This is a genomic window from Sphingomonas sp. SP1 (genome assembly GCF_058313395.1).
Window position 1 is genome coordinate 17,743 of the sequence record NZ_JBZFLC010000001.1, and the last position, 24,614, is coordinate 42,356.

The window sequence follows — 24,614 nt, forward strand, 5'->3', positions numbered from 1 at the left end:
GATCACTCGACCCGCCCATGGAGAAACCAGTGGAGGTCGCCCGTTTCCGGCCGCACGCCGTCGCCGCGGCGGTAGAGCCAGAAGCGCTGGCCGCTTTCCACCTCCACCCGGAAATAATCGCGGACGGCCTGGCGTTCGGCCGACCGGCGCCACCATTCGCCGGCGATCCGCTCGGGTCCATCCGCACGGACAACGCGATAAGCGGTACCGCGCCAGGTGAAGCGGCGGGGCGGCAGGTCGGGTAGCTCGGCCATGACGTGCTGGACCATTTCGGGCCGCCGCAGCAGCCGCACCGGGCGCGGCCAGCGGGGGTGCCAGGGGTGGTCGGGGGCGCGGCCGTCCAGCAGGCGGACGTCGTCCCGCTTCAGCCTGGCGCCGCGCGTGACCGGCGGATCGAGCGGCGGCGCGGAAGCAACCGAGCGTTCGGGCACATCGCTTTCCACCGGCTCGATCCGCCACAATCGCTCGGTTCCGATCCGGTTGGAAAGCGCGTCGACCAGTGGTGCAAGATCCGGCTCGTCCTCTTGCGCCAGGACCGGCGCGAGCGATTCCGGTCCCAGCGGATCGGCGCGCCGGACGTGCAGGGTCATGGCGTCGATGCCGTAGCCGGGTTCGACCTCCTTGATCCGCCGACGGGCGAGGCGGAGCATATGAACCGCGTCGCGGGTCGGGCGGGCAAATCCGAGCCGAAGATATTGGGGCACCCCGTCAACCCTGGCCGCGATCAGCTCGACCACCCGGGCCCCCTGCCCTTGCCGGGCAAGAGCACGGGCAAGGCGCGGCATCAGTTGCCCAAGCCAATGGTCGATCGCCTCGGCGGTCGCGATCGGCTCGAAAAAACGCTGTTCCACCATGATGGCCGAGGGTGGGATGACCGGATCGAGTGGCTCTGGCGCGCGGCCGGTCGCCTGATCGAGCCGCTGGACGATGGCATTTCCAAAGCGTCGCACCAACGGCGCACGAGGCATGTCGAACAGCTGGCTGATGCGATCGATACCAAGGCGGGCAAGCAGCTCCAGCGATCGTTGATCGAGACGCAGCGCAGCGACCGGGAACGACGCAACGGCCTGGGCATGGGCGCCGGGGCGAACGATCTGGATCGCACCTGTCCCGAAGCGTGCCAGCGCCCAGGCCGCGCCGGCCGTGTCGGCGATCGCCACGCGCGCGGTGACACCATGGCGGGCGAGCAGGCGAACGAGGCGTCGGGCGAAGCGCTGTTCACCACCATGCAGGTGCGACACACCGGTCAGGTCGATGAACAGCCCGTCCGGATCCGAGATCGCCACCGTTGGGGCCCAGCGGCGCGCGAGCAATTCCGCCAGCGCCTTGAGATCGGCGGCATCGCCTTCCGGATCGGCAGCGCGCACCTCCAGCCCCGGCACCTGCGCGCGGGCCATGGTGAGCGCGATGCCGGGCATAAGGCCGAGCGCACGGGCAGCCGGGTTGACGGCCGCGATCTCCACCCGGGAACCGACCTTGTGGGTGGTGACAAGTGGCGGCTCGTCGGGCGGGACGAAGGCGGTGACGGCAGCCGTTTCATCCTCCCGGCAGATCCGCGCCACCACGCTGCCCAGGGTGCGGCCGGTCTGGAAGAAACGGCCTTTACCATAGGTGGGAGCGGTCGGTTGGCTCTTGCCGTGATTGTCCGGGTGCGGTCCCTCGCCCGGGAATTGCACCGAGGGCATCGCGGCGAGCTGGGCGATATTCGGCGGCGCGATATAGCCCGCCTCACCGCCATGACCGTCACGGGCGCTGCGCCTGGGTGATCGCCGTGTCTGGCGGGCCGTCATGTCTTCGCCGGGAAATTGCACGGACGGCATGGCCGCCACCCGTTGAATCGACAGCGGTCCGTGCCCTTCGGCGTCGCTCAGGACAGGCGGCGCTTCGTTGCGGTAACGATCGCGCCTGGCCCCGCTTCTCAGCGCGGCGCCGCGGTTGGTCTTGGCCGGCGCGTCCTCTCCGGGAAACTGAAGCGGCGGGATGAGGGCGCGCCGGGCAAGACCAGTTCCAGCCTCATCGGTTGGCATGGGGCGGAACGGATTGTCGACCACCTCGCTCTTGCGGGAATGTTCGGCGTGGGTCGGACGTTGATGCGCGGGCAACGATTCGACGGCCGTTGCCAGGTCCTGCCCGGCCCAGCCGCGCGTCCCCGGCTTGAACGGGTGTTCGGACGCTTCGGTTCGGCGCGACAATTCCCGCAAGGGCGCCGGCGGGGTGACCCGCTCTTCGGGAGGACGCGACAAGCCTTTGCGAAAGGGATGGTCGGCAGCGACACTGACCCGGCCGAGTTCGCGCTGCGGCGGGCGGCGATGCGGGGGTAGTGCCGCGATTGCAGCTTCGACTTCCTCGCGCGAGTCCGCCAGGCCACTTCCAGCCTCTGCTTTCGCCCAACGCGCGCCCGGGCGCCAACCGCCCTCCTTCGGCACGGAGCAATGGCTTGCCCGGTCGGCAGCCGCTTCGGCGCCGAGAGCGTGGAAAGCCGCGCGGCTGTCGGCTTCAGCCGACGGCGCGGAGCGACGTTCCATCCGCCGCAACCGGTCGATCGACCAGTCGGGCAGGTAGAGCGAGACGACCCGTTTCATCCGGAGCCTCCACGGTAAGTTCGAATTGATCTCCCCCGCGTTGGCGCACGCAGGCCAGCCGCCAGCAGGCCGGCCCAAGTCCATCCCATGGCACCGGCATCGAGGGCGCCGCCGACACCCGCCAGCGCGTCACGGCAGCCGACGGCATGCCCAGCGGATCATTGCCGCTGCGTCCGGGCTGCTTCAGCAGCAAGGCGACAGTGTTGCCGCCCTCTGCGGCAAGCTGGAGCCGGCGGGTGGACGCCATGGCGACCTTTCTGGCTTCCCCAATCACTGCGCCCAACCCACGATGGCGCAGCCCTTCTTCCATCAGCGCCAGCAGTTCAGCATCGTCGCGCGCTTCGGCATAAAGCACCCGTTTGGGATCGAGCCCGGCCTGGTAGAGCCCCGGTGCGAACAGGTCGCGGGAACGGACCGTCCACAAAATCGGGCCCTGCGTCCGGGCGGCAATGGAGGCCATGAACAGCGCGGCGGCGGCATCGTCGCCCCAGCCGCAACCCTCCCCCGCCACCTCGTGAAGAGCGTCGAGCCGTATGCCGCCATCCGCCAGCCGTTCGTCGAGCGGCGACAGGCCGAACGGCAACACCGGACGCGTGCGATGCTTGTCGCCTTCGATGGCGCGCAAACTCTCGCGGAGTTCGGATATGGTTGGCACGGCAATGGTCACGGCTCGACTCGGAACAGGGATCGTTCCTGTTTTGTTCCTGTCGGCCGAACGAGTCAATCGGCCGACTCAGGCGACGGCCCGCTTTTACCGCGACATTTCCAGCTAGTCCGTCAGCGTATTCAGGACTTCCTCGATCCGCTCCGTGCGGGCGCCGGCATCCGCGATCGCCTCCCGCAGCAGCCAGCGACCGTTCTTCTCCTCCAGTCCAGCGCGGGCGCCGTCGACAGCAGCCCCAGGGTGGGGAGTGAAAGCGATTGCCTCGGGACCGGCGTCGATCCGCTCGACCCCGGCGCTGCGGGCCAGGACGCGGATCCGCGCTGCGCCGAGCAATTGCCTGGCCTCGTCCGGCAACTCGCCGAAGCGATCGGTCAATTCCTGCTCCAACCCGGTCAAACCGGCCAGATCGCCGACCCGCGACAGCCGGCTGTAAAGCCCGAGCCGCAGATCCTCCTCCGGGATCCAGTCAGGCGACAGAATGCCGCTGGCACCAATCTTCAGCGTCGGGGTCCAGTCCTCCACCTTTTCGCCGCGCGCGGAACGCAGCGCCTGGCCCAGCAGATGCTGGTAAAGATCGACGCCGATCAGCTTCATGTGCCCCGACTGTTCGTCGCTCAGCAGGTCGCCGCCGCCCCGCATGTCGAGATCGCGCGCGCTGATCGCGAAGCCCGCGCCCAGACGGTCGAGCGCCTGCAGCGTGTTAAGTCGCGCCAAAGTGCGCGGCGCGATCCTGGTGTCGGGATCGGTCAGCAGCAGGATCTGTCCCCGCCTGGCGCCCCGCCCGACCCGGCCGCGAAGCTGGTGCAATTGGGCCAGTCCGAAGCGGTCGGCCTTCCACACCAGCATGGTGTTGGCGCGAGGCACGTCGAGCCCGGCCTCGATGATGTTGGTCGCCAGCAGTACATCGCCGTCGCCGGCGGCAAAGCGGACCATCACCTCGTCGATCTCCGCCGCCGGCAATTTGCCATGCGCCTGAAGCACCTCCAGTTCGGGCGCCAGCTTGGCGAGCCGTTCGGCCATCGGGGCCATGTCCTCGATCCGCGGAACGACCACGAAGCTTTGCCCGCCCCGGCCCCGCTCCCTCAGCAAGGCGGTACGGACCGTGGTCTCGTCGAAGCTGCCGAGCGTCGTGCGGATCGGCTGGCGGCGCGCCGGCGGCGTGGCAATGACGGAAACCTGCTGCAGGCCGACCAGCGCGTTCTGCAAGGTGCGCGGAATGGGCGTAGCGCTAAGCGTCAGCAGGTGCCCGGCCCCCAGGGCGCGCAGCTTGGCCTTGTCGGCTGCCCCGAACCTTTGCTCCTCATCGACGATGACCAGCGCAAGATCCTTGTAGGCCACCCCCTTGCCCGCCACCGCACCCGTGCCGACTGCAATCTGGATCGACCCGTCCTTCAGCCCGGCAAGCGTTTGCTTGCGTTCGGCCGCAGTGGTCAGGCGCGACAGGCCCGCCACCGTGATGCCAAGTTCCTCGAACCGCTGGCGGAAGCCTTCCAGATGCTGGCGGGCGAGCACGGTGGTTGGCGCGGCCAGCGCGACCTGACCGCCGCTCAGGGCGGCGATGGCTGCCGCCCGCAAGGCGACTTCCGTCTTGCCGTAACCGACATCTCCAACCACCAGCCGATCCATCGGCTTGCCGGACGCGAGGTCGTCGCGAACCGCATCGATCGCGCGCGCCTGATCCGCCGTCTCCGTGAACGGAAAGCCGGCCGCGAAGCGTTCGTACCCCGTTGGGTCCGGCACCAGCGCAAGCGCCGTTTCCTTCAATCGTTCGGCGGACAGGGCAACCAGCCCCCGGGCAGTTTCCGCGACAGAGGCGGCGATCTCCCCGCGCCGCTTTTCCCAGCTCGATCCGTCGAGCTTGTCGAGCGTCACGGCGTCCTCGTCCGCGCCATAGCGCCACAATCGGTTCGCTTCGGCGACCGGGACGAGGCGCCGCCCTTCGCCGGCAAAGCGCAGAACGATCGCGTCGCCGCCATCTTCCGGAAGCGATTGAAGGCCTGCGATTACCGCCACGCCATGGTCCTCGTGAACCACCACGTCCCCGACATGAAGCTCGCCGAGGTTGAAAAGGTCGGCGGTGACGTTCGACCCGCTGGCCGGCTCGACCTGGGCCCGACTGCCGATCAGATCGGCCGCGGCCACGGCCAGCACATCGTCTTTGCGAAACCCGCGCAACACCGGCATGCCGAGGATGAGGACGGAGCCTGACTTGGCCTGCCTGACGTCGGCCCAGCTCGATATAGTCAGAGGCTCGCACTTCAGCGCCTTCGCAATGCGGGGTGCAAGAAAGCGGAGGTCGCGTTCGGTTCCAAGCAAGAGAAGCTTGCCGTCGGCGCCGAGATGCTCGCGTGCCAGCTTCAGGAAAGCCCGCTCGGGCGAGCGGCTCTCGACGAAGCGCGGCGGCGGGTCACCCAAGTCCTGGCCAAGCTTTAGCAGCGTGCGTTCGGACCTGGCGGCGAGCCAGCGCTCATCCGGGCAGATCTCGCGAACCGCTCGCTTCGGCCGCCGCCGGCCGGCGTCCGCGGCGAGGGCGAGAAAGCGACGGCGACGCTGGTCGGCCGCGGCGTCCTCCGCCAGAGCCGCGCCGGGAAGGTGATCGAGCAGGGTGACGCCCTCGCCCACCGTCGGCTCGCATACGCGGCCAAGCTCCAGCTCCTCTTCCTCGGCAACCGTCAGTTGCGTGATTGCGTCATAAGGTCGGATGGTGGCGACGTTCCCGTCCGCCACTTCGATCCGGCACGGATTGGCCGCATCTGCCGGGTAGATGTCGACAACCTGCCCGCGCACGGCAATCTCGCCCGGCTCGTCCACGCGATCGTCGGCGAAATATCCCAGCTCCTCCATGTGTTCGGCAAAGTCGGCGAGATCGAGCGGTTGGCCGACCTTTACGATGGGCGGGGCCAGGTCGAACGATGCCGGCGGAGGGTAAAGCCGTCCGGCCGCTTCGCCGGTACTGACCAGGACGATCCGCGCACCGTCCTCCGCCTGCAGGAGCCGGAGCCGCCGCAGGGCGGCGGTGCGCTGGCCGGCGTTGGCGGGAGAAGGTGGCGACGAGTCGCCCGGCAGGGCATCACTCGGTGGGCAGTAGACGACCGGGATTTGTCCGGCGGCCCCTTCCAGCGCGCGGACGATCTCTTCCGCCCGCGCTTCGTCGGAGGCCAGGAAAAGGACGTTCATCGTCTCGGCCGGGTCGAGCAATTCGACTGCGATTTCGCCCGGAGACAATTGCCTGGTTTCCACAGCCCTCGGCTCCGCGGAGCCTGCCAGAACGTCCGGACGCTGCGCCAATTTCGTCGCCACTCAATCTTCCTTGTTCGGATTTCGGAACGGAACGGCCTGCATCGTGTCCCCGTTCCGGATAAAAGCGACGAGCCCGCAAACTTGACTTTCCGCGCCGTGCGGTGCCCCTTTCGAGTTGCTGAGACGGAGGGGCTGATGCTGCACCGCGGACTTCGCTGGCTGGTCGCCGTGTGCGTGTTGTTTTCCGCCTCAACCGTGTTTGCGCAGGGTCGCATCGTTGCGATCGGCGACCTTCATGGCGACTTCGCCGCCTGGCAGGCGATCACTCGCGCCGCCGGGCTGAGCGATGCGCGCGGCCGCTGGGCCGGCGGCCGTACCTTGCTGGTGCAAACGGGCGACGTCACGGACCGGGGGCCGGCCAGCCTGCGCATCATCGAGCAGCTGATGCGTTGGCAACGCGAGGCGCCCCGAGCCGGTGGGCGGGTGATCGTGCTTGCCGGCAATCACGAGGCGATGATGGTGACGGGTGACCTGCGCTATGTTCACCCCGGCGAATATGGCGCCTTTGTCGACAGCAATTCCGGACGGTTGCGCGACGCGTTGTTCCGGCAGCAGCAGGACGGGCTGGAGCAGCAGGCCAAGGCGCGCGATCCGACCCTGACGCGCAAGGCGATCCGCGATGCCTGGTACGCCAGGACGCCGCTGGGTCTTATCGAGCATCGCCGCGCCTGGGCGCCCGACGGGCGGCTCGGGCGCTGGACGGCCTCCAACCCGGTTGCAGTGAAGATCGGCGACACGCTGTTCGTCCATGGCGGGATCAGCGCCGAATATGCCCGCCTGTCGCTCGATCAGCTCAATCGGCAGGCGGCCGGTGAACTGGCTGCCGCGGACGCAAGCGAAACGGCGCTGATCAACGATCCCCTTGGACCGCTGTGGTACCGCGGCCTGATCACGCGCGCGAAACCGGCCGAGGAGGCCGCCGCTAAAGCGCTCTCGCCTGCCGCCGCTACGCCACCGCCGCCAAGGCCGACGATCGAGCAGGAACTTGCCATCGTGCTTGCTGCCTATGGGGCGAAACGCATGGTGGTCGGGCATACGCCGTCACTCAGCGGGATCGTGATCGACCATGGCGGTCGGCTGATCCGCATCGATACGGGGATCAGCAGCTACTACAAGGGGCCGCTCAGCTATCTTGAGATCCTGGGTGACCGGGTCGTGCCCCATACCATGCCGCGCAGATTTGCAGGGGGTATTTCGCGGTGAAGATTCTTCAGGCACTGGCCGGAATTGCCACCACCCTAGCGGCGGCGAACGCGGCGGCTCAGCAGCCGGCCACGGCGCTGTTCGCCAGCGACACGCCGCTCCGCCTGACGCTGCAAGGTCCTTTCTCAAACATTGCGCGGGATCGGCAGAACGAGAACAGCCGCCCCGGTACGTTGTCCATCGATGGGCAGACGTTTTCGGTCGGCCTAGCTCCGCGGGGGATTACCCGCCGAGCGTTCGACATCTGCGACTTTCCGCCGTTGCGAGTCGACGTCCGTGCGGCTCCCGATCGCAGCCTGTTCGCGGGCCATCGCCGCCTGAAGCTCGTCACCCATTGCAAGAAAAACGAAGGGCACCAGCAATATGTGCTGCTGGAGTATCTGGCCTATCGAATCTACAACCTGCTGACCCCGCAAAGTTTCAGAGCGCGGCTCGCGACCATCGAATATCGGGAGGGCGACGGCCGGCCGGTCGCCACCCGCTACGGCTTTTTCATCGAAGACATTTATCACGTCGGGCAACGCAACGGCTTCGCGCAGGCGCGAACGCCGGACGTCGTCCCCGCTTTAACCCTGTCGTCTCGCGAAACGGCGCGGGCGGCGATGTTCGAATATATGATCGGCAACCTCGATTTTTCGATGCGCGCCGGGCCCGAAGGAGAGGGCTGCTGCCATAATTTCCGGCTGATGCAGAAAGGCAGCAACCCGGCGCTGGTGCCAGTGCCCTACGACTTCGACTTTTCGGGCTTCGTCGATGCGCCTTATGCGACCCCGCCTGCCGAGATCGACGTGGCGAGCGTCAGGGTGCGAAAGTACCGCGGCTATTGCGCGCATAACACTTACGCCTTGGCAGTCGCCGCCGAGCTTCGTGCGAAGCGCGGAGAGGTTGCGACCCTGATCGCCGGCCTGCCCGGCCTGCAGCCGGACCGCGCGCGCAAGGCGACTGCTTATCTCGATCAGTTCTTTGCGCAGATCCAGACCGACGACAGCACCCGCGCGAAAGTGCTGAAGGGGTGCATCGGCTAACCGGGTCTGGCCGGATTGTCGGGTGGCGGGACGATTGCCGCTGAGGCGGAGGCGGCTGCCGCGGCCGCGTTGGCGCGGCTCGGTTCGTCATGCGGGTCGAAGTCGCTCATGTAGCGCTTCATTCCTTCACGCTCACCATATTCGCTGAGCCACAGCACGACGAAGCTGATCGCAAAGGCCATGCTCATGACATAGGCCAGCTCCGCCGCACCGGTGCCGGCGGCGAGGCCGATCCCCACGGACAGGAGGATGTAAAGCGCGTCGCCCGAACTCTTGAGGCTGTTCTTGAAGCGCACCGCACCGGCGATGCCCCCCAGTGCAAAAGCGAGGCTCAGGGAATTCTGGACGATGATCACGATCGACGTGACGGTAATCGGCAGAATCAGAATCGTGCTGATCAGGGATTGATCATATTCGTCCTCGCTGCGCGTCCGCATGTAGACCCAGCTGACCGGCAGGGCGGCAAGAAAGGCGGCAGCGACAGCGGCCAACATCCAGCCGATGCTGCCCCCCAGCGTCCGGATCTGATCATAGCTCCCCTTGGCCACTTGCGCGAAACTGTTCGCGCCTTCCTGGCTGCCGGCGGGCTGGGCGATCAGGTGCTTGGCCTGACCGATCGGCAGCTTCTCCTTCAGGTCGGGAAAGCGGGTCAGGACATACCAGGCGACCAGCGCCAGCAGGGCGTAATAGAAGACCAGCAGCAGCAGCAGACGAACCGCGCGCATCCCATTCACCCCCATCGAACCCCTTGCCTCCAAGCTATTCCTTTTCCCGGCTATCGTCGAGTTCGACATCAGCGGGTGGGATCGGATGCAGCACTGCGTAGCTTTCCTTTATCGGATCATGTCCCAGCGGTGGCCAGTCGATCTCGGGATAAGGCAACTCGGTATCCGGAATGCGGTCGAGCAGATCGCGTAGCAGGGTCAATCGCCCCAACCCCTGATTGTTGAAGTCGACCAGCGTCCACGGCGCATGATCCGTGTGCGTCGCCTCAAGCATCCGCTCACGAGCATCGGTATAGGCCGAGTATTTCTCACGCGCTTCGAGGTCGATCGGGGATAGTTTCCAGCGCTTCATCGGGTTCTCGAGCCGGTCGCGGAAGCGACGCTCCTGCGCCTCCTGGTCGCAGCACAGCCAGTATTTGAAGATCAGCATGCCGTCGTCGACCAGTTGCTTCTCGAACACCGGAACTTCGCGCAGGAACTGTTCAACCTGTTGGTAAGTGGCGAAGCCCATGACCCGCTCGACGCCTGCCCGATTGTACCAGCTGCGATCGAACAGCACGATCTCCCCCTTGGCAGGGAGGTGCTCGACGTAACGCTGGAAATACCATTGGGACTTTTCACGCTCGCTGGGGCTCGAAAGCGCGACGACGCGGCATTGACGGGGGTTCAAGATACGCTGGATCGCGGTGATCGCACCGCCCTTCCCTGCCGTATCCCGCCCTTCGAGAATGACGAGAACCCGCTGCCCGGTTTCCGCCACCCAGCGCGCCATGCTGCTGAGTTCGCGAAGCAACGGCTTCAGATTCTTCTCATATTCCTCGCCGCTAAGCTTGCGCATCCGACCCCCTTGACGGCCCCTTGGAGCCTGGTTGTGACAGCGGCCGTTGGCGGACGCAATCAGGCCGAGGGCAACAGCTTGCCGGGATTGAGGATACCAAGCGGGTCCATGGCGGCCTTGATGGCCTGAAGCGCGCGCAGTCGCGCCGGCGGCAGCAGCCGGGCGAGTTCATCCCGCTTCATCTGCCCGATCCCATGTTCGGCCGAGATCGAGCCGCCTGCCTGCGTGACCAGATCGTGGACCAATCGGCTGACCGGCTGGCCGTGTGTCGAGGGCCAATCGGCATCCGATCCTTCCGGTCCGCGCACATGGAAGTGCACGTTTCCGTCACCGAGATGACCATAGCCGAAGGCGCGGGTTCCGGGGAAAGCGCGCTCTACCTCTGCCGAGGCCGCGAGAATGAATGCCGGCATATCGTCGACCGGGACGGAGATATCGTGCTGGACGGCTGGCCCGCCGGCGCGTTCTGCCTCTGAGATGCTGTCGCGGATGCGCCAGAATGCGTCGGCCTGCGCTTCGCTCGCGGCGATCACGGCGTCGCGGGCAAGGCCGTTGTGAAGGGCGGAAGCCAGCAGACGTTCGAGCAGTTCCGATGGCGGCTGGGCCGAGCTGTCCGCAACTGTCGCTTCGATCAAGGCGTGCCAGGGATGTGTCCCGGCCAGCGGCGGACGTGTGCCAGGAATGTGGCGGAGCACCTGGTCAAGCGTTTCGACGGGCAGGATTTCGAATCCTTCCACCCGGTCGGTAGCCGACTGGAGGGAGCGCAGAAGATCGAGCGCTTGCTGTGGGCTTGCGACGCCGACCCACGCCACCGCCCGGGCGGCAGTCGCCGGCACCAGCTGCACATTCACGGCCGTGACGACCCCGAGCGTCCCTTCCGATCCGATCAGCAGCTGATCCAGACTGTAACCGCGATTGTCTTTCTTCAGCCCGGACAGCCCGTCATGGATCGATCCGTCGGCCAGCACCGCTTCGACGCCAAGCACCAGCCTGCGCATGGTTCCGAACTTCAGCACCTGCGTGCCACCGGCATTCGTGGCGGTGAGACCCCCGACGGTCGCACTGCCGCGTGCCCCAAGAGTTAGCGGAAAGCGACGCCCATGGCGGGTCGCGGCCTCGTGCAGATCGGATAGGATGACGCCCGCTTCGACGATGGCGTGATCATCCGCGATGTGCCGGATACGGTTCATCCGCCGCAGCGAGAGAAGGACGCTGCTGCCGTCCGCGGCGGGCGTCGCGCCGCCGACCATGGAGGTATTCCCTCCCTGCGGCACAAGACCGACACGGTGTTCGGCCGCCAGCCTGACGATCTTGGCCACCTCCTCGGTCGAGCCGGGCTGCAGCAGCGCCACGGAACTGCCGTGCCATCGGCCCCGCCAGTCGGTCAGCCACGGAGCAATGTCCTGCTGATCGGTAACGACGACCCGTTCGCCAAGGCGCGATCGTGCTTCCTCCACCAGGGCGAGCGTTGCATGCATGCGGCCCACATAGGCGCTTGCCCCCCGTCGTGCGAGCGGCGAGAGAGCGAGGAGCGAAGCGAATTCAGTAGGAGCGATTGTGAGCATGCTCGGCGCGATCGGCGGCAACGCGGGACGAAACAGGTGATCCAGCTGGTGGTCGCCCGCGCGACGAACGGGGTCATCGGCAAGGACGGCGGTTTGCCGTGGCACCTGCCTGCCGACCTGAAGCGGTTCAAGGCCCTGACGACCGGCACGGTGATGGTCATGGGGCGCAAGACGTTCGACAGCTTGCCGGGTCTGCTACCGGGGCGACGTCATATCGTGCTGACCCGCAACAAGGATTGGCAGTCCGACGGAGCGGAAGTCGTGCGCAGCGTCGACGAAGCGATCGCCGCTGCGGGAGCCGCAACGATCAGCGTGATCGGAGGGGCAGAGATTTTTGCCTTGTTCATGGCGAGAGCCGACCGGTTGGAGCTGACCGAAGTGTTGGCGGAGGTCGACGGTGATACGGTGATGTCCGACCCACGTGAGGGCGGCGGCTGGCGCGAGCTCGCGCGTGAAGAGCACCCGTCCGCGGACGGTCGGCCGGCTTTTTCCTTCGTGACGCTGGAACATCTCTAGCGCAGCGCGGCGAGCCGGGCGACCTGCTCGCCCAGCACGCGGTCGACCGGTCCGGCAAGCTGGTCGCCGTTCCCCTCGGCAAAGCCGGCGGCTTTGTAGCTGAGGCTGATGGACGTGCCGGATCCCTGCGGCTTCAGCTGGATGTCCATTACCCCGCTCACCGCCTGGTAGAGCAAGGGCCCGAGTGCGCCGGTCAGCAGGACCCGCTTGCCAGGATCGACGAAGGCGACTCGCAGATGTTCGACGCCGCCGTGGCCGGATAGGGTTTCGCAAAAACAGCCGCCGGCCCGAAGCTGAAGCGACAGGTTCTCGGCTTTGCCTGAGTAGCTATGTTCGGGGTTCCACCAGCGCGAGATCAGGCCGATATTGCGGAACACGAGTTCGGGCGGAAGCGAACTGGTCGCGGTATGCCGAATGACGAAACCGCCCGGCGCTTGGCTCTTCACCTCTGCCGCAGCCGGGGTCGCAAGGAGGAGCAGCGGCAACGCGAGCATGATGCGCATGCTCGCAAGATATCGTTACGTGGCCGTGCCGTCCAGAATGGCGTCGATCTGCCGCGCGACCTCCTCGACCGAGGCCATGCCGTCCACGCGTTTCACCAGACCGCGCTCCTCGTAATAGGGCAGGATCGGTGCAGTCTTTGCACGGTATTCGGCCATGCGGGTGCGGACGGTCTGTTCGTTATCGTCGGGCCGACGCTTGAATTCATGCGCCCCGCACACGTCACAGCTGCCCTCGACCTTCGGCAGCTTGAAATGATCATGATAGCTCGCGCCACAATTGGCGCAGGTGAAACGGCCGGTGATCCGGTCGACGAGCGCCTCTTCATCGACTTCGAGTTCGATGACGTAATCCAGCTTACGGCCGCGGTCCGCAAGCAACAGGTCCAGCGCCTCGGCCTGGTGCTGGGTGCGGGGGAAACCGTCGAAAATGGCACCGAGGTTCTGGGAGCTGTCGAGGCGCTCGCCGATCAGTGCGGAGACGATCGCATCGCTGACCAGTTCGCCGGCCTCCATCACCGCCTTGGCCTTGAGCCCGATCGGGGTGCCCGCCGCGACTGCATGACGCAGCATGTCGCCCGTGGACAATTGCACCATCCCGCGCTGACGCTCGAGCCGCTGCGCCTGGGTGCCTTTGCCGGCACCCGGCGGCCCAAGAAGGATGATGTTCACGTCTGGCGTCCCCTGTTCGGCTGCTCGACTATTGGCGGCTCAACGCCGCCGGGCGCCCTTCAGCTTCGCCTTCTTGATAAGATCGCCATATTGATGGGCGATCAGATGGCTCTGGATCTGGCTGACCGTATCCATCGTCACGTTCACCACGATCAACAGGCTGGTCCCGCCAAGGTAGAAAGGGATGCCGGCCTGGGTGAACAGGATTTCCGGAATGAGGCAGATCAGCGTCAGATACGCAGCGCCGATCACGGTGATACGGGTCAGCAGCGTATCGAAATATTGCTCGGTTGCCTTGCCCGGACGCACGCCGGGAATGAAGCCGCCGTGCCGCTTCAGATTCTCGGCCGTTTCTTCCGAATTGAACTGCACCGACGTGTAGAAGAAGCAGAAAAAGATGATCCCCAGCCCATAGAGGGTCATGAAGATCGGGCTGCCGTGCTGCAGATAGGTTGACAGGGTGATCAGGAATTCGCTCCCGCCCTCGCTCTGCGGATTGGCGCCTGCCATCTGGATGACGGTCAGCGGCATCAGGAGCAGTGACGAGGCGAAGATCGGCGGGATCACGCCCGCGGTATTGATCTTGATCGGGAGGTGGCTGCGCTCCTGCTGCATCGCCCCGCGCGCCGTCTGGCGCTTCGGGTATTGGATGAGGACGCGCCGCTGAGCCCGCTCCATGAAGCAGATGAACAGGATCAGGCCGACCGCAAGCGCGATGATCGCTACGATGATCAGCGGGTCCATTGTCCCCGTGCGGCCGCCTTCGAACAATTGCGCGAGCGCACGCGGCAGGGTCGCGACGATCCCGGCCATGATGATCAGTGAAATGCCGTTGCCGATGCCGCGGCTGGTGATCTGCTCGCCGATCCACATCAGGAACAGCGTGCCGCCTACCAGGCTGACCGTCGCGGCGACGCGGAAGGTGATGCCGGGCTCGACTACCGCTGCGATTCCCTGGGTGGCGCCAAGGCCTTCCAAACCGACCGCGATGAAGTAACCCTGCACGGTAGTGAGCAGCACGGTCAGGTAGCGGGTGTACTGGTTGAGCTTCTTGCGCCCGGTCTCACCCTCCTTCTTCAGGGCCTGCCACGGGCCGTACATGGTCGCACCGAGCTGCACCACGATGGAGGCAGTGATGTACGGCATGACGCCGAGCGCGATGATGCTCATCCGCTCGAGGCTGCCGCCCGAGAAGGTGTTGAAGAAATCCAGCACGCCGCCGCGCTGCGTTTCGAACAAGGCCGCCATGGAACGCGGATCGATGCCCGGCATCGGCACATGGCTGAGCAACCGGAACAATATCAGCGCACCAAGGGTGAACCAGATGCGCTTTTTGAGCTCGGTTGCCTTGCTGAAGCTCGCAAGACTGATGTTTGATGCCAGTTGTTCGGCGGCGGATGCCATTCGAAGTCCTTAATGAAGCAAAGGCGGCGAAAGGCTTCGCAACCCCCCGCCGCCCCATATAGTCGCCGGAGCGCGCTTGAGAAGCACACTCCGGCAAGCGGCGCTTACTTGGCCGACTTGGCTGCCTTGTCGGCGATGCGAGCTTCGCGCGCCTTGCCCTTCTTGGCCTTGGCGAGTTCAGCCGGATCCTTGCGCTCGATCAATTCGATCGAACCGCCAGCCTTCTCCACGGCCTCCCGCGCGCCCTTGGAAGCGCCGGCGACGCGAAAGCTGACCTTGCTGGTCAACTCGCCCTTGCCGAGGAGGCGAACGCCGTCCTTGCCGCCACGAGCGAGGCCAGCAGCCTTCAGCGCAGCGTGGTCGAGCGTGCCGTCGGTCGACAGCTTGCCGGCGTCGATCATCTTCTGGATCGCGCCCAGGTTCACTTCCGCATGATCGCGGGCGAAGATGTTGTTGAAGCCACGCTTCGGCAGCCGCATGTGAAGCGGCATCTGGCCGCCTTCAAACCCGAAAATGCTGACGCCGGAACGGCTGGTCTGGCCCTTTTGACCACGTCCGGCGGTCTTGCCCAGGCCCGAACCGATACCACGCCCTACGCGGACGCGACCCTTGCGGGCACCGGGATTGTCACGGATTTCGTTGAGTTTCATGTCGTTGCACTCGCTTTCGCTTTTGTCGCGCATGGGCCACCGCGCAAAGCGATGGCCCAATTGATGGTTGTTACTTTTCGACGCTCACCAGATGCTGCACCTTGCGGATTTGGCCGAGGACCTCGGGGGTCTCCTCCACTTCCACGGTGCGGTGCATCTTGTTGAGGCCGAGACCGACCAGCGTCGCGCGCTGAGTCTTGTCGCGGCGGATCGGCGAACCGGTCTGCGTGATCTTGATGGTAGCCACCCTTATTACTCCGCGATCGCTTCGGCCGTGGCTTCCGCCTCGGCGCTCGCCATACCGCTGCGGCCGAGCAGGTCGGCGACCTTCTTGCCGCGACGCTGCGCCACCGAACGGGGGCTGGTCTGTTCCTTGAGCGCCTCGAAGGTCGCCCGAATCATGTTGTAGGGATTGGAAGTGCCGACCGACTTGGTCACCACGTCGGCCACGCCCAGGCTTTCGAAGATCGCGCGCATCGGGCCGCCGGCAATGATGCCGGTACCCGGAGGCGCCGCACGGAGCGCCACCTTGCCGGCGCCGAAGTGACCGCGGCCGTCATGGTGCAGGGTGCGGCCATCGCGCAGCGGCACGCGGATCATGGCCTTCTTGGCCGCCGCCGTCGCCTTGCTGATCGCTTCCGGCACTTCGCGGGCCTTGCCGTGACCGAAGCCGGCGCGACCCTTGCCATCGCCGACCACGACCAGCGCGGCAAAGCCGAAGCGCTTACCGCCCTTCACGGTCTTGGACACGCGGTTGATGTGGACGAGCTTCTCGATCAGCTCCTCACCATCGTCGTCGCGGTTGCCACGACGGTCGTCACGGCGGCCACGGCCACCATCACGTCCACCGCGACCACCGTCACGGCCACGACCGCCGCCACGTCCACCGCGCGGACCGCGGCTCTCAGATGCGGTTTCGGCCGCAGTCGCCGTTTCGGGAGTACCCTGCGGATTGGATGCCGCCGGCGGCTCGGTGCTTTCCACCGGGGTCTGGTTTTCGTCAGCCATCACTTAGAACTCCAGCCCGCCTTCGCGGGCGGCATCGGCCAGGGCCTTGACCCGGCCATGAAACAGGAAGCCGCCGCGATCGAACACGACGCGATCGACACCGGCAGCCTTGGCGCGCTCGGCCAGGGTCTTGCCGACCTGGGCCGCGCCATCCTTGGTCGCATTGGCCTTGCCGCGCAGATCCTTGTCCAGCGTCGAGGCGGCAGCAACCGTGGTCCCGGCGGTGTCGTCGATGATCTGGGCATAGATATGCTTGCCCGAGCGATGCACAGACAGGCGGGGCTTGCCCGCGGCACGCGACCGCAGCGCGGTCCGGACCCGCCGGCGGCGGCGATCGAAGAGGGAGAGCTTGGCCATTACTTCTTCTTCCCTTCCTTACGGAAGATGTACTCGCCACGGTACTTGATGCCCTTGCCCTTGTAGGGCTCGGGCTTGCGCCAGCGGCGGATCTCGGCCGCAACCTGGCCGACCATCTGCTTGTCGATGCCGCTGATCTCAACCGTGTTGGGATCGGGCGTCTTGATGTCGACACCTTCCGGCACCGCATAGTTGACGTCGTGGCTGTAGCCGAGCTGCAGCTTCAGGTTCTTGCCTTGGGCCGCGGCACGATAGCCGACGCCGGTGATTTCCAGCACCTTGGTGAAGCCTTCGGTCACACCGGTGACCAGGTTCTGCACGTTGGTCCGCTGCATGCCCCAGGCCGCACGCGAACGCTGGCTGTCGTTGACCGGCTGGACGCTGATCTGGCCATCCTCCACGGTGGTCTGAACGAGATCGTCCATCACCGCCATGGACAACGTGCCCTTGGGTCCCTTCACGGAGAGCGTGGAGCCTTCCAGGTTCGCGGTCACGCCTGCCGGCACCGGAACCGGCCTTTTGCCGATACGGGACATCTTAGAATACCTCCGCCAGTACCTCGCCGCCGACATTCTGATCGCGCGCTTCCGCGTCGCTCAGAACACCACGTGGCGTCGAGACAATGGTCATGCCGAGGCCGTTGCGGATCCGCGGCAGCTCACGAGCGCCCGAATAGACCCGGCGACCGGGCTTCGACACGCGCGCAACATGCTGGATCGCAGGCTGGCCTTCGAAATACTTGAGTTCGATCCGAAGGCCCTTCTGGCCCGCCAGCTCCTCCTCGGAGTAGCCGCGGATGTAGCCTTCGCGCTGCAACACGTCGAGGACGCGGGTACGCAGCTTGGAAGCCGGCGTCAGGATCGAGTCCTTGCGCGCCTGCTGGCCGTTGCGGATGCGGGTGAGCATGTCACCCAGGGGATCGGTCATCGCCATCTCTTCGTGACCCTTACCAGCTCGACTTCGTCAGGCCCGGGATCAGGCCCTTGTTGCCCAATTCCCGAAGCATGACGCGCGACAAACGGAACTTGCGATAATAGGCGCGCGAGCGGCCGGTCAGCTCGCACCGGTTACGGATGCGGGTCTTGTTGCCGTTGCGCGGCAGCTCGGCCATCTTCAGGCGGGCGATGAGACGCTCGGTCTCATCAAGCGACTTGTCGTTCGCTTTTGCCTTCAGCTTCTCGAGCTTCGGTGCGGTCTTCTCGACGAGCTTCTTGCGACGCTCGTTCTTGTTGATCGAACTCAGTTTCGCCATGACTTAAGTTCTTCTCCTAACGCCGGCCGCTCACGCGGCCTGCTTGGTCTCGGTGTCCGCGGGGAACGGGAAGTTGAACAGGCGCAGCAGCTCGCGCGCTTCTTCATCCGTCTTCGCGGTGGTGGTGACGATGATGTCCATGCCCCGGACCTTGTCGATCTGGTCATAGTTGATCTCCGGGAACACGATCTGTTCCTTGAGACCCATCGCATAGTTGCCCCGGCCGTCGAACGACTTGGGATTGAGGCCGCGGAAGTCGCGGACGCGCGGCAGGGCGATCGTGACCAGCCGGTCCAGGAACTCGTACATCCGCTCGCGGCGCAAGGTGACCTTGCAGCCGATCGGCATGCCTTCGCGCAGCTTGAACTGAGCGATCGACTTCTTGGCCTTGGTGATGACCGGCTTCTGGCCGGAGATCGCCTGCATCTCGGCCGCTGCGGCCTCGACCTTCTTCTTGTCCTGGGTCGCCTCACCGACGCCCATGTTGATGACGATCTTTTCGAGCTTCGGCACTTCGAACTTGTTCTTGTAGCCGAACTTCTCGGTCATCGCCTTCGCGATGCGATCGTCATAGTCCTTCTTCAGGCGCGGAGTATATGCCTGCTCAGCCATTGATCAGTTCCCCGGACTTGGCCGCGATCCGAACCTTTTTGCCGTCGCGCTCCTCGAAGCGGACGCGGGTCGGCTTGCCGGTCTTCGGGTCGGCGATCGCGACCTTGGACACGTGCAGCGGCGCTTCCTTGCGCTCCAGGCCGCCCTGCGGGTTGACCTGGGTCGCCTTCTTGTGACGAACGGCGACGTTGACGCCGGCCACCACGACCTTTTGTTCCTTGGGCATGGACTGGACGACCTCACCGGTCTTGCCCTTGTCCTTGCCCGACAGGATGACGACCTTGTCGCCCTTCTTGATCTTCGCGGCGGCCATTACAGCACCTCCGGCGCGAGGCTGATGATCTTCATGTGCTTCTTGGCGCGCAGTTCGCGCACCACCGGGCCAAAGATACGAGTGCCGATCGGCTCCTCGTTCTTGTTGACCAGCACGGCGGCGTTGCTGTCGAAGCGGATCACCGAACCGTCCGGACGACGAATGTCCTTGGCGGTGCGGACGATCACGGCACGGTGAACGTCACCCTTCTTCACTCGGCCACGCGGAGCGGCTTCCTTGACGGAGACGACAATGATGTCGCCCACGCCCGCCACCCGGCGCTTGGAGCCGCCCAGCACCTTGATGCACTGGACGCGCTTGGCGCCGCTGTTGTCCGCGACGTCCAGGTTGGACTGCATCTGGATCATGGGTCTACCCTATCCTTCGCGGTTCAGACGTTGGCCGCTTCGGCCAGGTCGGAGGCCTTGGCCTCGCCAACCAGCCCGGCAACGGTCCAGGTCTTGAGCTTCGACAATGGCGCGCATTCTTCGATGCGCACCTGCTGACCCACCGAGTAGGCATTCGCCTCGTCGTGGGCATGATACTTCTTCGACAGCTTGATGATCTTGCCGTACAGCGGGTGCTTCACCCGCCGCTCGACGCGGACCACCACGGTCTTGTCACCCTTGTCGGACACCACGGTGCCGGTCAGGACGCGCTTGGGCATCTCTTCTTCTCCCTTACGCCTGAGCCGACGCGTCGGCGTTGGACGCCGCGTTGGTCTGGGCGCGCTGGCTTTGCAGCGTCTTGATCCGGGCAATGGTGCGACGCACCTCCTTGACCCGGCTCGGCTTTTCCAGCTGGTTGGTCGCCGCCTGGAAGCGCAGGTTGAACTGCTCGCGCTTCAGCTCGGACAGCTGGGTGGACAGCTGATCGTCGGTCTTCACCGACAGGTCTTCTTGCTTCGCCATGGTTAGTCAGCCTCAACCAGGGTCTCGCCAAGGCGGGCGACCACCTTGACCTTGATAGGGAGCTTCTCGGCCGCCCGCTCGAACGCCGTCTTGGCGAGCGGTCCGGGAACGCCGTCGAGCTCGAACAGGATCCGGCCCGGCTTGACCCGAGCGACCCAGAACTCAGGGCTACCCTTACCGGAGCCCATGCGGACTTCGGCCGGCTTGCTCGACACGGGCAGGTCCGGGAAGATCCGGATCCACAAACGCCCCTGGCGCTTGATGTGACGCGTGATCGCGCGGCGAGCCGCCTCGATCTGGCGAGCGGTGATCCGCTCCGGCTCCATGGCCTTGAGGCCGAAGGCGCCGAAGTTGAGCTCGGTACCGCCCTTGGCGTTGCCGTGGATACGGCCCTTGAACGCCTTGCGGAACTTGGTGCGCTTTGGTTGCAGCATCTCGTTTCTTCCTTACCGGCGCCGGTCGTCGTCGCGCGCCGGGCGGACGCCGGAAGTCTGAGCTTCCATCATCAGGCGGTCCTGGGCGAGCGGGTCGTGACCCAGGATCTCGCCCTTGAACACCCACACCTTGACGCCGCATACACCATAAGCAGTGTGCGCCTGCGCCTCAGCGTAATCGACATTGCCACGCAGCGTGTGCAGCGGCACGCGGCCTTCGCGATACATCTCGCTGCGGGCGATCTCCGCGCCGCCGAGACGGCCACCGCAGGCGACACGAATGCCGTCCGCACCAAGCCGCATGGCCGACTGAACGGCGCGCTTCATCGCACGGCGGAACGCGATACGGCGCTCCAGCTGGTCGGCGATGCCCTGGGCGACCAGGCGCGCGTCAATCTCCGGCTTGCGGATCTCGACGATGTTGAGGCTGACTTCAGAGCCGGTCATCTTGCCCAGCGTCTTCTTCAGCTTCTCGATGTCCGAGCCCTTCTTGCCGATGATCACGCCGGGGCGCGCGGCATAGATGGAGATCCGGCACAGCTTGGCCGGACGCTCGATCACCACCTTGGAAATCGCGGCCTGGGGCAGCGTCTTCATGATGTACTGGCGGATCTTCAGATCCTCGAGCAACAGGCGCCCGTAGTCCTGACCTTCCGCGAACCAGCGGCTGTCCCAGGTACGGTTGATCTGCAGCCGGAGGCCGACCGGATTCGACTTCTGACCCATTAGGCTTCTTCCTGCTCGCGCACGACGACGCGGATGCGGCTGAACGGCTTCACGATACGGCTCGACCGGCCACGGGCACGGGTGGCGAACCGCTTCATGCTGATCGACTTGCCCACGCTCGCTTCCGACACGACCAGCGCATCGACATCGAGGTTGTGGTTGTTCTCGGCATTCGCGACGGCGGAGGCGAGCACCTTGTAGACATCCTCGCTCATGCCCTTGGGGCTGAACTTCAGGATGTTGAGTGCTTCCTCGACCCGGCGGCCGCGGATCAGCTGAGCCACCAGGTTCAGCTTGCGGGCCGAACCACGAATGGTGTTGCCAACGGCGAGCGCTTCCTTGTCGCCCACCTTGCGGGGTGCAGCTTGCTTGCCCATTACCGCTTGCCCTTCTTGTCGGCGGCGTGACCCGGGAAGTAGCGCGTGGGCGCGAACTCACCGAGCTTCATGCCGACCATGTCCTCGTTGACGGACACCGGCACGAACTTGCGGCCGTTGTAGACGTTGAAGGTCAGCCCGACGAACTGCGGAAGGATCGTGGAACGGCGCGACCAGGTCTTGATCGGCGCGCGCTTGGACGCTTCCTGAGCAGCTTCTGCCTTCTTGAGAAGGGAGAGCTCGACGAACGGACCTTTCCAAATGGAACGAGCCATGGTGGCTTAGCCCTTCTTCTTCGCGTGACGCGACCGGATGATGAACTTGTCGGTCGCCTTGTTGTGACGGGTGCGGGCACCCTTGGTCGGCTTGCCCCACGGAGTGACCGGGTGACGGCCGCCCGAGGTCCGGCCTTCACCACCGCCGTGCGGGTGGTCGACCGGGTTCTTGGCGACGCCGCGGGTCAGCGGACGGCGACCGAGCCAGCGGGTACGGCCCGCCTTGGCTAGCGTCTGGTTGCCGTTGTCCGGGTTGGACACGGCACCCACCGTCGCCATGCAATCGGAGCGGACGTAGCGCTGTTCACCCGAATTGAGGCGAACGATCACCATGCCCTTGTCGCGACCAACCACCTGCACATAGGTGCCGGCGGCACGCGCAATCTGACCGCCCTTGCCCGGCTTCATCTCCACATTGTGGACGATGGTGCCGACCGGCATCTGGCCGATCTCCATGGCATTGCCCGGCTTCACGTCGACCTTCTTGCCGGCAACCACCGTGTCGCCCGGAGCAAGCCGCTGCGGCGCGATGATGTAAGCCTGAGCGCCACCTTCGTAGGTGACTAGCGCGATGAACGCCGACCGGTTGGGGTCGTATTCGAGACGCTCAACCGTGGCCGGCACGTCCCAGGTCCGACGCTTGAAGTCGATGATCCGGTACTTCTGCTTGTGGCCGCCCGCGATGCCGCGGCTGGTCACATGGCCCTTGTTGTTACGACCGCCCGTCTTGCGCCTGCCTTCGGTAAGCGCCTTGACCGGCTTGCCCTTCCAGAGCGCCGACTTGTCGACGAGGATCAGGCCGCGGCGGGCCGGACTCGTCGGCTTATATGCTTTGAGTGCCATTAGCCCCTCACGCCTTCGGTAATGTCGATCGACTGGCCCTCGGCCAGCGTCACGACCGCCTTCTTCTCGTCCGAGCGCTGGTAGGGACGGCCCTTCCACTTCTTGGACTTGCCCTTGGTCACCAGCGTGTTGACGCCGGTCACGGTGACGTTGAACAACGCCTCCACCGCGGCCTTGATCTCCGGCTTTGAAGCCTTGGACGCGACCTTGAAGACGACCGCGTTATGCTCGGAAAGCATGGTCGACTTTTCGGTGATGTGCGGCGCCAGGACGACGTCGTAGTGGCGATTGTCGATCGCCTGCGTGGTCGGCTTTTTAGCCATTGAACCGGGCCTCCAGCTTTTCCACCGCAGCGCGGGTCAAGACCAGCGTGTCGTGGCGCATGATGTCGTAGACGTTGGCGCCAACCGCCGGCAGCAGGTTGATGCTGTGGAGGTTGGACGAAGCGCGGGCAAACCCGACGTTGAGCGCGTCACCGTCGATCACCAGTGTCTTGGTGCCAAAGCCAAGCTGTGCCAGCTTCGCCTGCAGCGCCTTGGTCTTGCCTTCGGCCATGTCCAGGTTGTCGAGCACGATCAGTTGTCCGTCACGTGCCTTGCTGGACAGCGCCATCTTCAGGCCCAGCTGACGCACCTTCTTGTTCAGCGAGGCGCTGAACACGCGGGCCCGTGGACCGTGAGCCTTGCCGCCGCCGATGAAGATCGGGGCGCGGCGATCGCCGTGACGAGCCGTACCGCCGCCCTTCTGGCGACCGAACTTCTTGCCCGTGCGGGCAACGTCCGACCGCTCGCGAGCGGCACGCGCCGGGGCGCGGCGGTTCACCAGCTGCCAGGTGACGACGCGGTGCAGGATGTCGGCGCGGGGCTCGACACCGAAAACGGCATCATTGAGCTCCAGGTCGCCGCCCGTCTGCGCATCGAGGGTCTTGACTTCGACCTTCATCGCTTAGCCTTCCGTGCTCTCGTCGGCGGCCGGCGCGGTGTCCGCGGCAGGCGCTTCCGAAGCGTTGTTGTTCTGAGCGGCCGCGACCTGCTTGAGGCTGGCCGGATACGGCGCATTCTCGTTGCGGGCGACCTTGACCGCGTCCTGGACGCAGAGCCAGCCACCCTTGTGGCCGGGGACCGAACCCTTCACGAACAGCAGACCGCGCTCGACGTCCGTGCGGACGATCTCGAGGTTCTGCTGCGTGCGGTTACGGGCACCCATGTGACCGGCCATCTTCTTGTTCTTGAAGACGCGGCCCGGATCCTGGCGGTTACCGGTCGAACCGTGCGAACGGTGCGAGACCGAGACGCCGTGGGTCGCGCGAAGACCGCCGAAGCCCCAGCGCTTCATGGCGCCGGCGAAGCCCTTGCCCTGAGTGACGCCCGAGATGTCGACTAGCTGGCCTTCAATAAAGTGGTCGGCGGAGATTTCCGCACCGAGATCGAGCAGTGCGTCCTCGGCCACCCGGAACTCGACGACGCGAGCCTTGGGCTCGACCTCGGCCTTGCCGAAGGCGGCGCGCTGCGGCTTGGCAACATTCTTCGCCTTGGCCGTGCCAGCGCCCAGCGCAACAGCGGTATATCCATCCTTGTCGGCCTCGCGGCGACCGACGACCTGTACTCCGTCCAGCTGCAGAACGGTAACCGGCACGTGCCGACCGTCCGCGCCAAACAGGCGGGTCATTCCTACCTTCTTCGCGATCACGCCGGTGCGCATGATCCACACTCCCTTACAGAGGCCTGCCCCGTCGCCGGAACAGGCATGCAGCCCGTGAATGATGCGTGCCCCCGCTGGGCTATTCTCACCCGAAGGTGAGAGCGGGGGACGCAGACCGGGTGACCCGAAGGTCGCCCGCGGTATCCCTTGTCTATGTTGCT

At 65.5% G+C, this 24,614-nt stretch carries 32 protein-coding genes; 3 read left to right on the plus strand and 29 right to left on the minus strand.

Annotated features, from left to right (window positions below; translation table 11 throughout):
• Window positions 1–2: 2 nt before the first annotated feature.
• The 3 genes from AC4GYS_RS00075 to AC4GYS_RS00085 all read right to left on the minus strand — a co-directional run bounded on the left by AC4GYS_RS00075 (window position 3) and on the right by AC4GYS_RS00085 (window position 6,546).
• Complete coding sequence (locus AC4GYS_RS00075) at window positions 3–2,582, minus strand: DUF6504 family protein (protein WP_491107084.1); 2,580 nt, start codon at window positions 2,580–2,582, stop codon at window positions 3–5.
• Window positions 2,497–3,249: an ImuA family protein gene (locus AC4GYS_RS00080; RefSeq protein WP_491107085.1), complete on the minus strand. Its 753-nt coding sequence runs from the start codon at window positions 3,247–3,249 to the stop codon at window positions 2,497–2,499. Before AC4GYS_RS00080 ends, AC4GYS_RS00075 begins: the two co-directional genes overlap by 86 nt.
• Before the next feature lie 102 nt (window positions 3,250–3,351).
• Entirely contained in the window at window positions 3,352–6,546 is a 3,195-nt protein-coding gene (locus tag AC4GYS_RS00085) for a helicase-related protein (protein WP_491107086.1), read from the minus strand.
• Window positions 6,547–6,681: 135 nt separating this feature from the next.
• Here AC4GYS_RS00085 and AC4GYS_RS00090 point away from each other — a divergent pair, with 135 nt between their 5' ends.
• The gene (locus AC4GYS_RS00090; protein ID WP_491107087.1) at window positions 6,682–7,749 is read left to right on the plus strand and encodes a metallophosphoesterase; all 1,068 of its coding nucleotides are present in this window, start codon (window positions 6,682–6,684) and stop codon (window positions 7,747–7,749) included.
• Window positions 7,746–8,774 (plus strand): hypothetical protein, encoded by a 1,029-nt coding sequence (locus AC4GYS_RS00095; protein WP_491107088.1) that lies wholly within the window; start codon window positions 7,746–7,748, stop codon window positions 8,772–8,774. The genes AC4GYS_RS00090 and AC4GYS_RS00095 overlap by 4 nt, the downstream gene beginning before the upstream one ends.
• Here AC4GYS_RS00095 and AC4GYS_RS00100 read toward each other — a convergent pair.
• Genes AC4GYS_RS00100 through AC4GYS_RS00110 form a run of 3 tightly spaced genes read right to left on the minus strand, consistent with a single transcriptional unit; the run spans window position 8,771 to window position 11,815 of the window.
• Window positions 8,771–9,499 (minus strand): DUF4956 domain-containing protein, encoded by a 729-nt coding sequence (locus AC4GYS_RS00100; protein ID WP_491107089.1) that lies wholly within the window; start codon window positions 9,497–9,499, stop codon window positions 8,771–8,773. The two genes, AC4GYS_RS00095 and AC4GYS_RS00100, sit on opposite strands and share 4 nt — an antisense overlap.
• A gap of 34 nt (window positions 9,500–9,533) precedes the next feature.
• Window positions 9,534–10,337, minus strand: coding sequence for a polyphosphate kinase 2 (ppk2, locus tag AC4GYS_RS00105; RefSeq protein WP_491107090.1), 804 nt, complete (start codon window positions 10,335–10,337; stop codon window positions 9,534–9,536).
• A gap of 59 nt (window positions 10,338–10,396) precedes the next feature.
• Window positions 10,397–11,815, minus strand: coding sequence for an FAD-binding oxidoreductase (locus AC4GYS_RS00110; RefSeq protein WP_491107091.1), 1,419 nt, complete (start codon window positions 11,813–11,815; stop codon window positions 10,397–10,399).
• A 123-nt stretch (window positions 11,816–11,938) separates the two neighbouring features.
• Between AC4GYS_RS00110 and AC4GYS_RS00115 the strand changes: the two genes are divergently transcribed.
• Complete coding sequence (locus tag AC4GYS_RS00115; protein WP_491107092.1) at window positions 11,939–12,418, plus strand: dihydrofolate reductase; 480 nt, start codon at window positions 11,939–11,941, stop codon at window positions 12,416–12,418.
• Here the strand turns inward: AC4GYS_RS00115 and AC4GYS_RS00120 are convergent.
• The 23 genes from AC4GYS_RS00120 to rplC all read right to left on the minus strand — a co-directional run bounded on the left by AC4GYS_RS00120 (window position 12,415) and on the right by rplC (window position 24,453).
• A complete protein-coding gene (locus tag AC4GYS_RS00120; protein WP_491107093.1) occupies window positions 12,415–12,921 on the minus strand; it encodes an SRPBCC family protein in 507 nt (168 codons plus the stop codon). The genes AC4GYS_RS00115 and AC4GYS_RS00120 overlap by 4 nt on opposite strands.
• A 15-nt stretch (window positions 12,922–12,936) precedes the next feature.
• Window positions 12,937–13,590: an adenylate kinase gene (locus tag AC4GYS_RS00125; RefSeq protein ID WP_491107094.1), complete on the minus strand. Its 654-nt coding sequence runs from the start codon at window positions 13,588–13,590 to the stop codon at window positions 12,937–12,939.
• 39 nt (window positions 13,591–13,629) lie between these two features.
• On the minus strand, window positions 13,630–14,994 hold the full coding sequence (gene secY / locus AC4GYS_RS00130; protein WP_491107095.1) for a preprotein translocase subunit SecY: 1,365 nt from the start codon (window positions 14,992–14,994) through the stop codon (window positions 13,630–13,632).
• A 104-nt stretch (window positions 14,995–15,098) separates the two neighbouring features.
• On the minus strand, window positions 15,099–15,644 hold the full coding sequence (gene rplO / locus AC4GYS_RS00135; protein ID WP_491109326.1) for a 50S ribosomal protein L15: 546 nt from the start codon (window positions 15,642–15,644) through the stop codon (window positions 15,099–15,101).
• A gap of 70 nt (window positions 15,645–15,714) precedes the next feature.
• Entirely contained in the window at window positions 15,715–15,891 is a 177-nt protein-coding gene (gene rpmD, locus AC4GYS_RS00140) for a 50S ribosomal protein L30 (RefSeq protein ID WP_491107096.1), read from the minus strand.
• Window positions 15,892–15,896: 5 nt separating this feature from the next.
• On the minus strand, window positions 15,897–16,652 hold the full coding sequence (rpsE, locus tag AC4GYS_RS00145) for a 30S ribosomal protein S5 (RefSeq protein WP_491107097.1): 756 nt from the start codon (window positions 16,650–16,652) through the stop codon (window positions 15,897–15,899).
• Window positions 16,653–16,655: 3 nt separating this feature from the next.
• The gene (gene rplR, locus AC4GYS_RS00150) at window positions 16,656–17,009 is read right to left on the minus strand and encodes a 50S ribosomal protein L18 (protein WP_491107098.1); all 354 of its coding nucleotides are present in this window, start codon (window positions 17,007–17,009) and stop codon (window positions 16,656–16,658) included.
• A complete protein-coding gene (gene rplF / locus AC4GYS_RS00155) occupies window positions 17,009–17,545 on the minus strand; it encodes a 50S ribosomal protein L6 (protein ID WP_491107099.1) in 537 nt (178 codons plus the stop codon). The genes rplR and rplF overlap by 1 nt, the downstream gene beginning before the upstream one ends.
• A 1-nt stretch (window position 17,546) precedes the next feature.
• Window positions 17,547–17,942, minus strand: a complete 396-nt coding sequence (rpsH, locus tag AC4GYS_RS00160; RefSeq protein WP_491107100.1) for a 30S ribosomal protein S8 — start codon at window positions 17,940–17,942, stop codon at window positions 17,547–17,549.
• 13 nt (window positions 17,943–17,955) lie between these two features.
• Complete coding sequence (gene rpsN, locus AC4GYS_RS00165; RefSeq protein WP_491107101.1) at window positions 17,956–18,261, minus strand: 30S ribosomal protein S14; 306 nt, start codon at window positions 18,259–18,261, stop codon at window positions 17,956–17,958.
• A 30-nt stretch (window positions 18,262–18,291) separates the two neighbouring features.
• Window positions 18,292–18,873: a 50S ribosomal protein L5 gene (rplE, locus tag AC4GYS_RS00170; RefSeq protein WP_491107102.1), complete on the minus strand. Its 582-nt coding sequence runs from the start codon at window positions 18,871–18,873 to the stop codon at window positions 18,292–18,294.
• On the minus strand, window positions 18,866–19,186 hold the full coding sequence (gene rplX / locus AC4GYS_RS00175; RefSeq protein WP_491107103.1) for a 50S ribosomal protein L24: 321 nt from the start codon (window positions 19,184–19,186) through the stop codon (window positions 18,866–18,868). Before rplX ends, rplE begins: the two co-directional genes overlap by 8 nt.
• Window positions 19,186–19,554 (minus strand): 50S ribosomal protein L14, encoded by a 369-nt coding sequence (gene rplN, locus AC4GYS_RS00180; RefSeq protein WP_192585726.1) that lies wholly within the window; start codon window positions 19,552–19,554, stop codon window positions 19,186–19,188. Before rplN ends, rplX begins: the two co-directional genes overlap by 1 nt.
• Window positions 19,555–19,577: 23 nt before the next feature.
• Window positions 19,578–19,853 carry a 30S ribosomal protein S17 gene (rpsQ, locus tag AC4GYS_RS00185; RefSeq protein ID WP_249503711.1) on the minus strand — a complete coding sequence of 92 codons (276 nt, stop codon included), beginning with the start codon at window positions 19,851–19,853 and terminating at the stop codon, window positions 19,578–19,580.
• 13 nt (window positions 19,854–19,866) lie between these two features.
• Window positions 19,867–20,097, minus strand: coding sequence for a 50S ribosomal protein L29 (gene rpmC / locus AC4GYS_RS00190; RefSeq protein WP_491107104.1), 231 nt, complete (start codon window positions 20,095–20,097; stop codon window positions 19,867–19,869).
• Window positions 20,098–20,099: 2 nt separating this feature from the next.
• Window positions 20,100–20,531 carry a 50S ribosomal protein L16 gene (rplP, locus tag AC4GYS_RS00195; protein WP_491107105.1) on the minus strand — a complete coding sequence of 144 codons (432 nt, stop codon included), beginning with the start codon at window positions 20,529–20,531 and terminating at the stop codon, window positions 20,100–20,102.
• Between the two features lie 12 nt (window positions 20,532–20,543).
• Window positions 20,544–21,257 carry a 30S ribosomal protein S3 gene (rpsC, locus tag AC4GYS_RS00200; protein ID WP_491107106.1) on the minus strand — a complete coding sequence of 238 codons (714 nt, stop codon included), beginning with the start codon at window positions 21,255–21,257 and terminating at the stop codon, window positions 20,544–20,546.
• Window positions 21,257–21,634: a 50S ribosomal protein L22 gene (gene rplV / locus AC4GYS_RS00205; protein WP_491107107.1), complete on the minus strand. Its 378-nt coding sequence runs from the start codon at window positions 21,632–21,634 to the stop codon at window positions 21,257–21,259. The genes rpsC and rplV overlap by 1 nt, the downstream gene beginning before the upstream one ends.
• A complete protein-coding gene (gene rpsS, locus AC4GYS_RS00210) occupies window positions 21,634–21,909 on the minus strand; it encodes a 30S ribosomal protein S19 (RefSeq protein WP_491107108.1) in 276 nt (91 codons plus the stop codon). Before rpsS ends, rplV begins: the two co-directional genes overlap by 1 nt.
• Window positions 21,910–21,915: 6 nt before the next feature.
• Entirely contained in the window at window positions 21,916–22,752 is an 837-nt protein-coding gene (gene rplB, locus AC4GYS_RS00215; RefSeq protein WP_491107109.1) for a 50S ribosomal protein L2, read from the minus strand.
• Entirely contained in the window at window positions 22,752–23,075 is a 324-nt protein-coding gene (locus AC4GYS_RS00220) for a 50S ribosomal protein L23 (RefSeq protein ID WP_491107110.1), read from the minus strand. Before AC4GYS_RS00220 ends, rplB begins: the two co-directional genes overlap by 1 nt.
• Complete coding sequence (gene rplD, locus AC4GYS_RS00225; RefSeq protein ID WP_491107111.1) at window positions 23,068–23,694, minus strand: 50S ribosomal protein L4; 627 nt, start codon at window positions 23,692–23,694, stop codon at window positions 23,068–23,070. Before rplD ends, AC4GYS_RS00220 begins: the two co-directional genes overlap by 8 nt.
• 3 nt (window positions 23,695–23,697) lie before the next feature.
• Window positions 23,698–24,453 (minus strand): 50S ribosomal protein L3, encoded by a 756-nt coding sequence (gene rplC / locus AC4GYS_RS00230; RefSeq protein WP_491107112.1) that lies wholly within the window; start codon window positions 24,451–24,453, stop codon window positions 23,698–23,700.
• Between the last annotated feature and the right edge of the window lie 161 nt (window positions 24,454–24,614).